We start from the raw sequence: 12838 nt of genomic DNA on the forward strand, positions 1-12838 counted from the left end.
CTGTTCCCGGACGAACGATCACGGGTGAGGGCGGGAGCGGAGGGCTTCCAGGGCGCGGTCGGCGTGGGCCTCCATCGAGCTCTCGCTGTGGATCACTTCCAGGAGGCGGTGGTCCACGTCGATGACGAAGGTCATCCGCCGGGTGAGGAAGGGGCCCACCGCGACGGTGCGGCGGGCGCCGAGGCGCCGGGCGACGGTGCCGTCGGGGTCGGAGAGCAGGGGATAACCCAGCTGGTTGGCCTGGGCGAACCTCGCCTGCCGGTCGACCTGGTCGCGGCTGATCCCGATCCTGGTCGCCCCCACGGCGGCGAAGTCGGCCGCCAGGTCGCGGAAGTGGCAGCTCTCGGCCGTGCATCCGGAGGTCATGGCCGCCGGATAGAAGAAGAGCACCACCGGCCCCTTGGCCAGGAACTCGCTGAGCCGCCTCGGCGTGCCCGTCTCGTCGAGGAGCTCGAAGTCCTCGACCACATCTCCCACCGCGAGGCTCACGCCCACGAGTCATCTCCTTATGTCATCGGAGGATCTCCGCTCGCCTCCGGCCGTCGTGATCGGCGAGAGTGGAAGTCGGAGTCCCAACCTCATTTCTAAGCGATTCACCGGCCGAGTGACAGGCCCAACCGACCCACCCTGGAATATCCGCTCTCGTCCCGCGAAAACCCCGTGAACCGACCGCGAATCACCGCTGCCTCTCAGCGATTCTGAGGACCAAAACCCCATACGTGTAGATTTACGACAAAAAGTGCGAGAAGTGTGCATACCGGAGCGACCGCATCGGCCCAGGGTGGCGCGAAGCGCAGGAGCAGGGACGCGCAGAGCGCACCGAGGACGAGAGCGACGACGATGGCGGCGCGACACCGGTTGTCGGTGGACCAGCCCGACGCCGAGGTCTCGAACAGCGAGGTGAGGGTGCCCGTGACGAACGTCGCCGTGATGCCTGCGAGGTTGACGCGACGGGCCGCCGCGGCCTGCATGCCCATGGCGCAGGATCCCGCCCCGATCAGCGCGAGGATCGCGACAGGGCCGGGCGCGCCCCCGCCGAGCGCCCAGCCGGCGAGAAATGCGCTCTGGAGGGCCAGGTCGGCCCACAGGAGCCTGATGACGGCCAACGGCCACAACACGTTGCCCTCGTGACGCCCAGGCATCGTGAAACCGATGAGCAGCCCCGCGTAGAACCCCGCGCAGGCGAGTCCGGAACGCAGCGCGTGAAGCACCCAGTCCTCGCGGCCGGCGAGGGCGAAGAGGATGAGATTGCCGCTCATGTTCGCGGTGAAGACACCACCGAGCCCGAGGAAGGCGATCGCGTCCGTCGCCCCCGCCGCCAGCGTCAGCAACACGAGGGCGACATGACTTCGCCGTTGGACGGACCTCGTCCCAGGCGTCCGTATCGGACCGGACGCGGAAGCCGGATCGGGAGCGGGCGCGGAAGGCGGGCCGAGGGGTGTAGAAGGGTCCTCTCCCTCACCGCGAGTCATGGGGCTGATCGGCCATCTGCCATCCTCCGAGGGTCATGCGGTTACACGCATGGTGAATTTTCCCAGCTCGGAGCGGTTTCACCCGGCTTCCCGCCTTCGAATGCGAGTGATACGACGCTTCCTATCGAATCGGCCTCATGCTCGCGGGGGATCGTCCTATCCTGGTCGCATGCCGTACATCGAGGATCGGATCGACCCCGTCGAATCCGACATCGCTGAGATCAAAAGCGACATCGCAGCGATCAAAGCCGGGCAGAGCGGTATGGAACTGAAGCTCAACCGCGTATCCCAGGACGTCGCCGAACTCAAAGCCGGGCAGATCGAGATCCGCGACCTGCTCGCTCGCGTCGTCACGCGGCTGGAGGGCGTGGCCTCGTAGCCCGCACGAGACCCGGACAGCGGCGAGCCCCGGCCCAAGGAAGGCCGGGGCTTTCGTATGTCCGCATCCGCCCGCGCCGACGCCACATCAGGGTCGCCATCGCCGAGAGGAACGGCCAGGTGGCCGGCCGGCCCGTCGCGCCGGCTCGGCGGGGGGCGGGTCAACCCACCAGCGACCGGGCGTAGAACTGCGCGGGGTCCGCCGCGAGCGAGGCCTTCACGTAGCGGCTCGTGTCATCGACCAGCACCTCGATCGCACCGGACCGCACACCGTCGAGGCTGGCTCGGGCGACGTCCAGCGGGTCGATCTTCGGGATGTCGTAGCCGGCCATCATGTCGGTGTCGGCGGCTCCGAGGTGCACGCCCTGCACCAGGGTCTTCTGACCGGCGAGCTCGAGGCGAAGGCCGTTCGTCATGTTCCACTCGGCGGCCTTGGCCACCGAGTAGGCGCCCGCTCCGTCGGAGGCGAACCACGACAGCGCCGACAGGATGTTCACGATCGCCCCGCCGCCGTTCGACGCGAGAACCGGCGCGAACGCGCGGATCACGCCGAGGGTCCCGAAGAGGTGCGTGTCGAGCTCGAGCCGGATCGTGTCGAGATCGCCGGTCAGAAGGTTCGTGCCAGTCGTGATGCCGGCGTTGTTGACCAGCAGGGTGACATCTGGGGCAGCGGCGGCCGCGTCCGCCACCGACCGCGCGTCGAGGAGGTCGAGGCGCAGCGCCTCGACCCGCGGGTCGGACACCTCGATCAGCTCGGGGCGGCGGGCCGTGGCGTAGACCTTCGCGGCGCCGCGCGCGAGCAGCTCGTCGACGAAGCGGCGGCCGATGCCGCGGTTGGCCCCGGTGACGAGTGCGATCGAGCCGGTGACATCCATGGGGGTTCCTTTCGATCCGTGACGGACGCGGTCGCGTCCGCCCTCTGCCGCGTACGGTAAGACTTGACGTTGACGTCAAGGGCAAATCGGGCGCGGCGACGGATGCCGCCGGTCGAGACGAGAGACGAAACCGGAGGGTGGGCGCATGCGGATCGGTGAGCTGGCCGGCAGGGCGAAGGTGAGCACGCGCGCGCTGCGCTACTACGAGGAGCAGGGCATCCTCAGCTCCGAGCGCACGCCGAGTGGCCAGCGGCTCTACGCGGACGCGGCGATCGACCGGGTGCGGCTCATCCGGCAGTTGTACGCAGCCGGGCTCAGTAGCCGCACGATCGAGACCATCCTGCCCTGCGTCGATGCCGGGCACGCGGAACCCGAGGTGATCGAGATCCTGCGCGCCGAACGTGCCCGCATCACCGCGAGCATCGCCGAGCTGGAGGAGGCGGGGCGGAGGCTGGATCAGGTGATCGAGCACGCCGTGCACCCGGATCCGGAGCACTGCCCGGCACTGCGCGAGCGGCCGGCCGCGGGGAACACCGAGAACGCCGGGACCACGGCGACGCGGGAGGGGTCCGGAGTCCGTACGGGCTCTAGAACACCGGGATGATGTCCTCCGGGTCGAGGGCGTCGACCTGGACGCCGTCGATGTCGAGTTCGGGGATGGCGGGGAACTCGATGCCCCAGCGTTCGACGATGACGCGGATCCTGGCCATGGCCACCCGCCAGTTGTCGGCCTGTTCCTCGTACGAGAGCACGCCGAGGCCCGCGTCGCGGGCGTGGTCCATCAGGACGCGGTGGTTGTGCAGGAAGTACGGCGGGAGCTCCCAGAAGCCGCCGGGAGGCTCCCAGAGGATCATCGAGAGGAAGACGAAGCCCGCGCGCAGCTGGCGGGTGATCAGGGAACGGGTGTCGTCGGTGAGGCCCGGCCACTCGTTCTCCAGGATGGTCATGCAGATCTGCAGGTGGCGCGACTCGTCGCGGCCGATGCGGTGGAACATGTCGCCGAAGACGGGGTGCCTGGTCGCGGTGGCCATGCCCCGGAACAGGGTGGACGCGGCCATCTCCCCCATCATGAAGCTGGTGAACAGCACCGACAGGCTGTATCTGCCGACGGCGCCGCTGTAGCCCGTCCAGTAGCGGCCACCGTTGTGATAGAGCCAGCCGATGTTGTTGTGGGCGGCCTTCTCCAGGTCGGTGGCGGGGGTCCAGCCGAGTGGCCCGCCCGGCCAGAGCCTGGCGATGGTGCGCTGGCAGCACTCCTCGTGGTTCATCTCGTCACGGGTGATCGAGAAGAAGCACTTCCTGACCGGGTCCTCCTCGTGCTTCTCGAACGCCTGGATGGTGGCGCGGGCGAAGACGGCCGGGCCCGAGGCGTCGAAGTTGGCGAGCACCGAGAACCAGTACATGATCCCGAGCCGCTGCTCGTGGGTGAAGTCGCTCGCCCTGAGATCCTCCCAGGGCAGGTCGGCCGGGTTCCAGACCGTGCGCTTGGACTTCTCGTAGATGGCGGCGAGCTTCTCGGTCTCGACCCGCCACTCCATCGGGTAGATGTTCGGCTGGGGGATCTCGGGAGCGGGCCAGAAACCGCCCTCGGGAATCGTCAGGTCCGCCATGGCCACACCCCCCTGTGACAGCTTCGTTTCACATCTTGCGCCTGTATGTCACGTCTTTCAAGGACGCCCGGGGGTCCGGCCCGGCGCGCCCCGCTCCGGAATCCGCCCCGCTCCGGAATCCGCCCCGCTCCGGGATCCGGCACGGGAACGACGGCCTCAGGAGCGGGCCCGCTGGGTCAGGGCGACGCATGCGAGGACGGCCAGCGCCGCCGCGATCGTGACCGGGCCGAAGAGCTCGCCGAGCAGCAGCCAGGCCCACAGCAGCGTCAGCAGCGGCTGGGCGAGCTGGGTCTGCCCGGCGCGGGCGATGCCGCCCATGGCCAGGCCCGCGTACCAGGGGATGAAGCCGAGGAACATCGAGACCAGGCCGACGTACGCGAACCCGGTCAGTGAGGCGGCGGTGGGCCGGAGGTCGGTGGTGAGCGCGAGCGCGACGGTGATCGGCACGGTCAGCGGGGTGGCGAGGACGAGGGTGTGGGAGATCACTCGCCAGCCGGGGGTCGTACGGGCCAGGCGCCCGCCCTCGGTGTAGCCGACGGCGGCCGACAGCAGCGCGCCGACGAGCAGCAGGTCGGCCCCGGTGACGTGGCCGCCGCCCATGCTGAGGGTGAAGGCGGTGATCGACACGGCCCCGAGGCCGCAGGACACCCAGAACAGCGCCCTGGGCCACTCCCCCGCCCGCAGCACCGCGCAGGCGGCTGTGGCCGCGGGCAGCAGCCCGATCACCACGGCGGCGTGCGAGGTGGAGGCCCCGGCGTAGAGCGCCAGGCCGCTGAAGAGGGGGAAGCCGAACACCACGCCCGCCACGATGACGCCGTACGACCGGAGCTGGGACCTGGGCGGCAGCAGCGGCACCCCGGCCACGAGCAGGAACGCGGCGGCGGCGACGGCGGCGACGGCGGCCCGGCCGACCGCCACCAGGTAGGGGTCGAAGCCCTCCATCGCGAAGACCGTCGCCGGGAACGACCCCGAGAACGCCAGCACCCCGAGCCCGGCCAGCAGGGTCCCCCGCCACGCCCTGCCCGGCGCCCCGGGCGGCACCGCGCCGGCCGGCCGCCGGTCGTGACGCGCCTCCCGCGGAGACACCACCCGCACTGGCGAGACCGCACCCGCCGCTATCCGATTTGGTACGATAGCGCTACTCTTTTCACTCATGAATGACGATAGCAGTATCGTCCGGCTCACCGCCACGCTCCGTGAGGAGGTGTCGCGGCTCCGTCCGGGCGACCGGCTGCCGTCGAGCCGGGAGCTGGTCCGGCTGCACAACGTGAGCCCGGTGACCGTGTCGCGCGCGATCGGCAGGCTCACCGCCGAGGGACGGGTGATCACCAGGCCCGGCAGCGGCGCCTACGTGGCCCCGGCGATCACGCGGAGCGGCGACAGCGCCGACATGTCCTGGCAGACGGTGGCGCTGGGCGACAGGGTGGTGGACGACAGCGAGGTCAGCGGCCTGCTCACCGCCCCGCCCGAGGGGGTCATCCCGCTCACCGGCGGCTACCTCAACCCGATCCTGCGACCCTCCAGGGCCCTGTCGTCCGCCGCCTCCCGGGCCCTGCGCCGCCCCGACGTCTGGGCGATGCCGCCGCTGGCCGGTCTCCCCGAGCTGCGCAGGTGGTTCGCCCAGGAGCTGGGCGGCGACGTCACCCCCTCGGACGTGCTCATCGTCAGCGGCGGGCAGGCGGCGCTCATCCACGCCTTCCGCGCCCTCGCCGCCCCCGGCACCCCCGTACTCGTCGAGACCCCCACCTACCCCGGCGCGCTCGCGGCGGCGCGGGCCGCCGGGCTCCGCGCGACGGCCGTGCCCGTCGACCGCGACGGGGTACGGCCAGAGCTCCTCGCGGAGGCGTTCGCCGTGACCGGCGCGCGGGTCTTCCTCTGCCAGCCGACCCTGCACAACCCCACCGGCGCGACCCTGCCCCTGGAGCGCCGCGAGCAGGTGCTGGCGATCGCCCGCGCCGCCGGGGCGTTCGTGATCGAGGACGACTACGCCCGCTACTTCGCCACCTCCCCCGCGCCTCCGCCGCTGGTCGCGCTGGACGCCCACGGCACGGTCGTGCACATCAACTCCCTGACCAAGGTCCTGTCGCCGAGCCTGCGGGTCGCCGGGGTCGTCGCCCGGGGGCCCGCCGCCCGGCGCCTGCGGGCGAGCCAGCTCGTGGAGTCGTTCTTCGTGGCCAGGCCGCTCCAGGAGACGGCGCTGGAGTTCGTCGGCTCGCCCGCCTGGCGACGTCACCTGGCCGCGCTGGGCACCGAACTGGCGCTGCGCAGGGACACCCTCGCCGCCGCCCTGACCGCCCGGATGCCCGGCGCCGGGATCCACCTCGTCCCCCGTGGCGGCCTGCACGTGTGGGTACGGCTCCCCGAGGACCGGGACGAGGAGACCGTGGTGGAGGCCGCCAGGAGGGCGGGCGCCCTGGTGAGTCCCGGGCGCATCTACTACCCCGCCGAGCCGCCGGGCCCGCGCATCAGGGTGACCCACTCGGCGTCCGTCCACACGGCCGAGCTGGTCGAGGGCGTACGCAGGCTGGCGACGGCCCTGGACACCTCCTGACCGCGCCCGACCCGTCCTCCGACGTGACCGGTCCCGTTTTCTCCCACCGGTCCCGCTTTCTCCCACAGGACCTGAACGGCCCCTGGCCGCCTGGTCACCCTCGCGGGGGTTCGGGGGCGCCCCCTGCTCCCGAACCCCCGCGAGAGCGGTCAGGCGGCCGCGAAGACCTCGTGGTGGGTGACCGTGAGCTCGCGCTCGACCAGGAAGCGGTCGTCCTCGTCGTAGAAGACGGCACGCGACGGATCGTCCCCCGCGAAGGCGATGATCGCCTCCCACGACTCCCAGAGCGAGGTCAGCAGGAACTCGGCCCGCTCCCCCACGTCCCGGCGGGTGAAGCACACACCCAGGTTGCCCTCGGTCGAGGTGTAGCCGACGTATCCCGTGGCCAGCAGGTATCTCTCACAGGCGGCGGCGTCCTCGGCGCGGGTCCAGCCTCGCCACACCCTCATGATCATGGTTTCTCCTCCGGTACGACGCGCGCCTGCCGGTCTCCCTGAACGCGAGATAGACCAGGTACCACATGACGACCTCCCTGAAACACCATCTATGACCTTATGAAGGTGTCGCAGAGAACACAACCCCCTAATGGCGTACAGTGGTTGCGAAAAGGGAGGAGGTAAGCGACGACATGGGCGACCCCTCCGAGCTGGTGATCGACTTCGTGAACACCTACGACGTCGAGGATGAGGCCGACTCGATCCCCTCCCCGGCCGCGCTGACCGCCTGGCTGGCCAGACGGGGCCTGATCGGCCCGGGAGACACGGCCACCGAGACGGATCTGGCGACGGCCGTCGAGCTCCGCGAGACCCTCCGCGAGGCCCTCCGCCACAACCACGACCGGCCGGGCAGCGGTGATCACGGCCCCGGGCCGTCGCGGTCCTTCGGCGCCCTCCCGCTGCGCGTCGCCCTGACCTCCGGCGGGCCGGTGCTCGAGCCGGTCGCGACGGGGGTGCCCGGCGGCCTAGCCGGGATCGTCGCCGCCGTGATGGGCGCCCACTCCGGCGGGATGTGGCCGCGCCTGAAGGTCTGCACCGAGAGCACCTGCCAGTGGGCGTTCGTCGACTCGTCCAAGAATCGTTCACGCTCGTGGTGTTCCATGAGGGTCTGCGGCAACCGCACGAAGACAAGGGCATATCGGGCCCGACGGCAGACGGAGCCGGGTTCACGTCATCTCTGAGTCGGATTCCCCGATACGGTGTAAGAGCCTGCCTCACGGATCCACCCGCCTGATGCCCGCTCGCGTGGCACGAGATCCACGAGACAGCGCGTTTCGAGGCGACGGCAGACGGCAGAGAAGGAGCGGGCCGAGATGGCAGACGTAGGCGTGCGGGCGGCTCGGCACGAGGATGTCGCCGCGGTGACGGGCACCCAGATCCGCGCGTGGAAGTACGGCTACCGGGACTTCCTTCCCGAAGGACCGCTGGAGCAGATGACCGGCCCGGCGGCCGAGAAGATGTGGCGCCAGCAGTGGGAGGACGCGATCACCTCGCCGCCCAGCCGCCGGCACCGCGTGCTGGTGGCCGTGGAGCAGGTCGTCCTCGACACCGACGCCTTCCCGGCGCTCGGTCCCGGCGGCATCGAGGCCATGGCCGCGCTGCAGGGCGCGGAGAAGGTCGCCGGTCTGGCCTCACACGCCCCGGCGGAGGATCCCGACCTCGACCCGACCACCGCCGGGGAGATGCTCACGTTCCTGATCGACCCCGACCACGTCCGGCGCGGCCACGGCAGCCGGCTGCTGAACGCCACGGTCGACTACCTCCGTGACGACGGTTACCACACCATCGTGACCTGGGTCTTCGCCGACAACTACGCGGTGCTCGGCTTCCTGGAGTCCGCCGGGTGGGGCGCAGACGGGGCCGAGCGGGTCATCGACATGGGCCGTACGGTGCGGATGATCCGCCTGGCGACCGACATCAGCTAGAGCCGGAGAGGAACCTCGCAACACCATGGCCACCCCGAGCCAGTGGATCGCCGGAGCACGTCCGCGCACCCTTCCCGCCGCCGTCGTCCCCGTCGCCGTCGGCACCGGAGTCGCGATCGGATACGCCGGGGGGGTGTGGTGGCGGGCCCTGCTGGCCCTGTTCGTGGCCCTCGCCCTCCAGGTGGGCGTCAACTACGCCAACGACTACAGCGACGGGGTGCGCGGCACCGACGAGGACCGGGTCGGCCCGATGCGCCTGGTCGGCTCGCGTGCCGCCTCGCCCCGCCAGGTCCTCACCGCGGCCCTCGCCTGCTTCCTGGCCGCCGCGGTGGCCGGGCTGGTGCTCGTCGTGGCCACCGGGGCCTGGTGGCTGCTGCTGGTCGGCGCGCTGGCGATCGCCGCGGCCTGGTTCTACACCGGCGGCTCCAGCCCGTACGGCTACCGGGCGCTCGGCGAGGTCTCGGTCTTCGTGTTCTTCGGCCTGGTGGCGGTGACGGGCACCACGTACGTCCAGCTCGAGTACCTGCCGTGGCTCGCGGTGGCGGCGGCCGTCCCGGCGGGCCTGCTGGCCTGCGCGATGCTCGTGGTCAACAACCTGCGCGACATCGTGACCGACGGACCGGCGGGCAAGCGCACCATGGCCGTGGTGCTCGGCGACCGCCGCACCCGCGTCCTGTACACCCTCTGCCTGGTCCTGCCCCTGGTGATCGCGCCCGCGCTGGCGCCGTGGCGGCCGTTCGCGGCGCTGGCGCTGCTCGCCGCCCCGCTCGCCGTCGCCCCGGTGAAGGCCGTACGGGCGGGCGCGACCGGTCCCGCGCTCATCGCCACGCTCCAGCAGACGGGCCGCTTCCAGCTCGTCTACGGCCTGCTGCTCACCATCGGCCTGGCCCTCTGAGCCGGGCTCTCCGAGCCCGGCCCCCTGGCCCAGCCGCTCTGAAGCCCCCCCTGAAGCCCAGCCACTCTGAGCCCGGCTCCCCGAACCCGACCTCCGAGTTCGCCGCCGAGGCCTGACTCCCCGATTCCCGTCGGATCAGAACATCGATCGGGAAGCCGCGTGACCATTCCCGCCCGGATCGCGTCTGGTCTGTTGTGACCATCACAAGAACGCGGGGGGCATCATCATCGAGGAGCTGTACCGCGAGCACTGGGCGCTCGTGTGCGGGTTCCTGTTACGCCGCACCCGCGACCCCCACCTCGCCGAGGACCTGGCCCAGGAGACGTTCGTCAAAGCGACCAGGGCACTGCTCGGCCGGCGCGGCGGGAACGCGGCCGCGTGGCTGCTCACCGTCGCTCGCGACGTCCTGGTCGACCATGTCCGGCGCCACCGCCGCGAGCCGGCCCTGCCCGACTCCGACGAGCTCGGCGTGCCCGCGCTGCACGTCGAGTCGCTGGACGTGCGCGACGCCCTGGATCGGCTGCCCGAGCAGCATCGCAGGCTGCTCACCCTGGTCTATTTCGAGGGCTTCTCGCTGGTCGAGGTGGCCGCGATGACCGGCAGGAAGCACGCCACGATCAAGACCGCCGTGTGGCGGGCCAGAGCCGCCTTCGCCGACATCCACGGAGTTCCCCATGACTGAAGCCGAGCTGCCGCCCATGCCCGACTTCGACCCCAGGGCGACCCGCCGGGCGGTCCGGCGGGGCCTCGCCCGTACCACGATCATGGTGCTGGCGGCGCTGATCGTCCTTGTCCCGGTGGCGACTGTCGGCTCCGGCCTGATCCAGCGGCGCGGCGACCGGGAGGAGCGCGTGACGGATGTGCTCGGCACCGCCTTCAAGATCTATAACCCCGGTTACGGCATCGAGGTCCGGAGCTGGGGTGCCACCACGCCGCTGTCGATGTCGTTCACCGTGGCCGTCAATCCGATGCGGGCCGTCGGCGGGTTCGTCGCCGGCTACGGAGGCGTGGGACACGTCATCACCCAGGACTTCTTCGGCCACGTCGGCAGGCTGCTGCTCGGCAACGGCGCCCACACCACCCTGAGCATGGCGCTCGTCAACCTGAGCACCGGCAACCAGCCCAGGCGGCATCGCCCGACAAACCAAGATCTTCATCGGCCTTCTAGGCGCGCGGCCGGACCACACCGGTCTCGTAGGCGTACACCACCGCCTGGACCCGGTCCCGCAGTTCGAGCTTCGTCAGCACCCGGCTCACGTGGGTCTTCACCGTTCCCTCCGACAGGAAGAGGTGGTCGGCTATCTCGGCGTTGGACATGCCGCAGGCGATCAGCGTCAGCACCTCCCGTTCCCGCTCGGTCAGGACACCGGGATCCGGTACCGCGGGCGCCGGAGATCCGCTCCCCGCCGGGAGGTAGCGCTCCAGCAGGCGGCGGGTCGTGCTCGGCGCCACCACCGCGTCGCCGGCCGCCACCACGCGGATCGCGGAGAGCAGGTCGGCGGCGAGCGTGTCCTTGAGCAGGAACCCGCTCGCCCCGGCCCGCAGTGCGGCGTACACGTACTCGTCGAGATCGAACGTGGTCAGGATCAGTACCCGCGTCGGGCCGCCGTCCGCGTGGATCCGCCGGGTCGCCTCGACGCCGTCCACCTCCGGCATCCGGACGTCCATCAGCACCACGTCCGGCCGCAGTTCGCGGGTCATCGCCGCCGCCTGTGAACCGTCGGCCGCCTCACCGACCACGGAGACGCCGGGTGCCTGCTGCAGGATGAGCCGGAAGCCCATCCGGACAAGTGCCTGGTCGTCCGCGAGCAGCACCCGGATCATGCGTGCGACGCTTCGATCGGCAGTGTGGCGCGCACCTCGAAGCCTCCACCCGGAAGGGGGCCGGCCCTGAAGTGCCCGCCCAGCAGGCGGACCCGCTCCCGCATGCCGCCGATCCCGTTGCCCGGCCGGGTCCCGCGGACGGGAACCGCCACGCCGTCGTCGGCCACGCGGATGTCGAGCGCCGATGCGGCGTACGCCAGCACGACGGAGGCGGATGCGCCAGGTCCGGCATGTTTCATCACGTTGGTCAACGCCTCCTGCACGATGCGGTATGCCGAGAGGTCGAGCGGTGCGGGCAGCGCCGCCGCGACGCCTTCGATGTCGAGCCGTACGCCGGTACCGGTTCGCCGTACCTGGTCCACGAGGGCGGGCAGGTGCGCGAGTCCGGGCTGCGGGTGCCAGGCGTCGCCGACCTCGCCCAGCGCGCCGAGCACGCGGCGCATGTCGGCGAGCGACTCGCGGCCGGTGTGCACGATCGCCGCGAGCGCCGCCCGGGTCTCGGCCGGCTCGGCGTCCAGCGCCGCCGCCCCGCCCTGGGCCTGGATCACGATGAGCGACAGGCCGTGCGCCACGACGTCGTGCAGTTCCCGGCTGATCCGCCCGCGCTCGGCGGCGACGGCGAGGGCGCCCGACTGCTCGCGCTCGCGCTCGAGGTCCCGCGCCCGCGCGGCGAGCTGGTCGAGATACGCGCGCCGGGTGCGGGTCCCGGAGCCGGCCGCCCACCCGGCAACCAGCAACGAGCCGAGCACCACCGGGCCGCTCCACCGGGCCGCGCCGCCCGGACGGTCACCGGCGACGAACTCGACCCGGCCGGGAGCCGAGTGGGTGACCTGGAAGGCGAGCACCGGAAGGCCGGGCACCAGCCGTCCGCGCAGCGCGTACGCGCCGCTCCAGCAGGCGAGGGTCAGCAGCAGGCCGGCGAGTGCGGCCGCCGACACCGTCCGCGACCGATGGACGCCCACCGCGTACAGCACGATGAACAGGCAGCCGTCGACGACTCCGACGGGTCGGCCCTGGAACAGGTGCGCGGCCGTCGAGAGCGTGCAGATCACCAGCATCGCCACCGGCCATCGGTTGCGCAGGCCCACCGCGACCAAGGCCGCGAGGGTGGCGGCCCACCAGGGCACATCGTGCTCCGGCGACTGGCCGGACAGCAACGCCACGGCGAGCAGGCCGGCAGCGGGTGCCGCCTGGCGTACCGCCCACCGCGTCTGTTCTCCCATGACCATCCGAGGGTACGGTCTCTTGACCGGGCGACGCGTCTGTCTCCGGACGGAGTCCGCGTACCTCCTGCGACAGACCGAAGTCGCGA

General features: G+C 71.4%; 15 protein-coding genes. 7 read left to right on the forward strand and 8 right to left on the reverse strand.

Annotation, left to right across the window (positions count from 1 at the left end):
* Positions 1–18 precede the first annotated feature (18 nt).
* Both AB0G15_RS01090 and AB0G15_RS01095 read right to left on the reverse strand, forming a co-directional pair.
* Complete coding sequence (locus tag AB0G15_RS01090; RefSeq protein WP_362834355.1) at positions 19–495, reverse strand: peroxiredoxin; 477 nt, start codon at positions 493–495, stop codon at positions 19–21.
* Positions 496–689: 194 nt separating this feature from the next.
* Positions 690–1334, reverse strand: coding sequence for a YoaK family protein (locus AB0G15_RS01095; protein WP_362834356.1), 645 nt, complete (start codon positions 1332–1334; stop codon positions 690–692).
* Positions 1335–1641: 307 nt separating this feature from the next.
* On the opposite strand from AB0G15_RS01095, the gene AB0G15_RS01100 reads away from it, so the two are divergent.
* Complete coding sequence (locus tag AB0G15_RS01100) at positions 1642–1851, forward strand: hypothetical protein (protein ID WP_362834357.1); 210 nt, start codon at positions 1642–1644, stop codon at positions 1849–1851.
* 160 nt (positions 1852–2011) lie between these two features.
* Here the strand turns inward: AB0G15_RS01100 and AB0G15_RS01105 are convergent, their stop codons facing one another.
* Complete coding sequence (locus AB0G15_RS01105) at positions 2012–2725, reverse strand: SDR family oxidoreductase (RefSeq protein WP_362834358.1); 714 nt, start codon at positions 2723–2725, stop codon at positions 2012–2014.
* Positions 2726–2870: 145 nt separating this feature from the next.
* Here AB0G15_RS01105 and AB0G15_RS01110 point away from each other — a divergent pair, with 145 nt between their 5' ends.
* Positions 2871–3329: a MerR family transcriptional regulator gene (locus AB0G15_RS01110; RefSeq protein ID WP_362834359.1), complete on the forward strand. Its 459-nt coding sequence runs from the start codon at positions 2871–2873 to the stop codon at positions 3327–3329.
* Here the strand turns inward: AB0G15_RS01110 and AB0G15_RS01115 are convergent.
* Both AB0G15_RS01115 and AB0G15_RS01120 read right to left on the reverse strand, forming a co-directional pair.
* Positions 3313–4335, reverse strand: a complete 1023-nt coding sequence (locus AB0G15_RS01115) for a hypothetical protein (RefSeq protein ID WP_362834360.1) — start codon at positions 4333–4335, stop codon at positions 3313–3315. The two genes, AB0G15_RS01110 and AB0G15_RS01115, sit on opposite strands and share 17 nt — an antisense overlap.
* A gap of 156 nt (positions 4336–4491) precedes the next feature.
* Positions 4492–5430 (reverse strand): DMT family transporter, encoded by a 939-nt coding sequence (locus tag AB0G15_RS01120; RefSeq protein WP_362834361.1) that lies wholly within the window; start codon positions 5428–5430, stop codon positions 4492–4494.
* Positions 5431–5488: 58 nt separating this feature from the next.
* Here AB0G15_RS01120 and AB0G15_RS01125 point away from each other — a divergent pair, with 58 nt between their 5' ends.
* On the forward strand, positions 5489–6886 hold the full coding sequence (locus tag AB0G15_RS01125) for a PLP-dependent aminotransferase family protein (protein ID WP_362834362.1): 1398 nt from the start codon (positions 5489–5491) through the stop codon (positions 6884–6886).
* Between the two features lie 149 nt (positions 6887–7035).
* Here AB0G15_RS01125 and AB0G15_RS01130 read toward each other — a convergent pair whose 3' ends face one another.
* Positions 7036–7341, reverse strand: coding sequence for a hypothetical protein (locus tag AB0G15_RS01130; protein ID WP_362834363.1), 306 nt, complete (start codon positions 7339–7341; stop codon positions 7036–7038).
* Positions 7342–7514: 173 nt separating this feature from the next.
* On the opposite strand from AB0G15_RS01130, the gene AB0G15_RS01135 reads away from it, so the two are divergent.
* From AB0G15_RS01135 to AB0G15_RS01150, 4 genes are all read left to right on the forward strand, one after another.
* Entirely contained in the window at positions 7515–8063 is a 549-nt protein-coding gene (locus AB0G15_RS01135) for a CGNR zinc finger domain-containing protein (protein WP_362834364.1), read from the forward strand.
* Between the two features lie 132 nt (positions 8064–8195).
* Positions 8196–8807, forward strand: a complete 612-nt coding sequence (locus AB0G15_RS01140) for a GNAT family N-acetyltransferase (protein ID WP_362677609.1) — start codon at positions 8196–8198, stop codon at positions 8805–8807.
* A 25-nt stretch (positions 8808–8832) separates the two neighbouring features.
* A complete protein-coding gene (locus tag AB0G15_RS01145) occupies positions 8833–9702 on the forward strand; it encodes a 1,4-dihydroxy-2-naphthoate polyprenyltransferase (protein ID WP_362834365.1) in 870 nt (289 codons plus the stop codon).
* 235 nt (positions 9703–9937) lie between these two features.
* Positions 9938–10384 carry a sigma-70 family RNA polymerase sigma factor gene (locus tag AB0G15_RS01150; RefSeq protein ID WP_362834473.1) on the forward strand — a complete coding sequence of 149 codons (447 nt, stop codon included), beginning with the start codon at positions 9938–9940 and terminating at the stop codon, positions 10382–10384.
* Positions 10385–10866: 482 nt separating this feature from the next.
* Here AB0G15_RS01150 and AB0G15_RS01155 read toward each other — a convergent pair whose 3' ends face one another.
* Both AB0G15_RS01155 and AB0G15_RS01160 read right to left on the reverse strand, forming a co-directional pair.
* Entirely contained in the window at positions 10867–11526 is a 660-nt protein-coding gene (locus tag AB0G15_RS01155) for a response regulator transcription factor (protein ID WP_362834366.1), read from the reverse strand.
* On the reverse strand, positions 11523–12749 hold the full coding sequence (locus AB0G15_RS01160; RefSeq protein WP_362834367.1) for a sensor histidine kinase: 1227 nt from the start codon (positions 12747–12749) through the stop codon (positions 11523–11525). The genes AB0G15_RS01155 and AB0G15_RS01160 overlap by 4 nt, the downstream gene beginning before the upstream one ends.
* Positions 12750–12838 lie beyond the last annotated feature (89 nt).

The organism is Streptosporangium sp. NPDC023825 (genome assembly GCF_040639575.1).
GTDB lineage: Bacteria > Actinomycetota > Actinomycetes > Streptosporangiales > Streptosporangiaceae > Streptosporangium.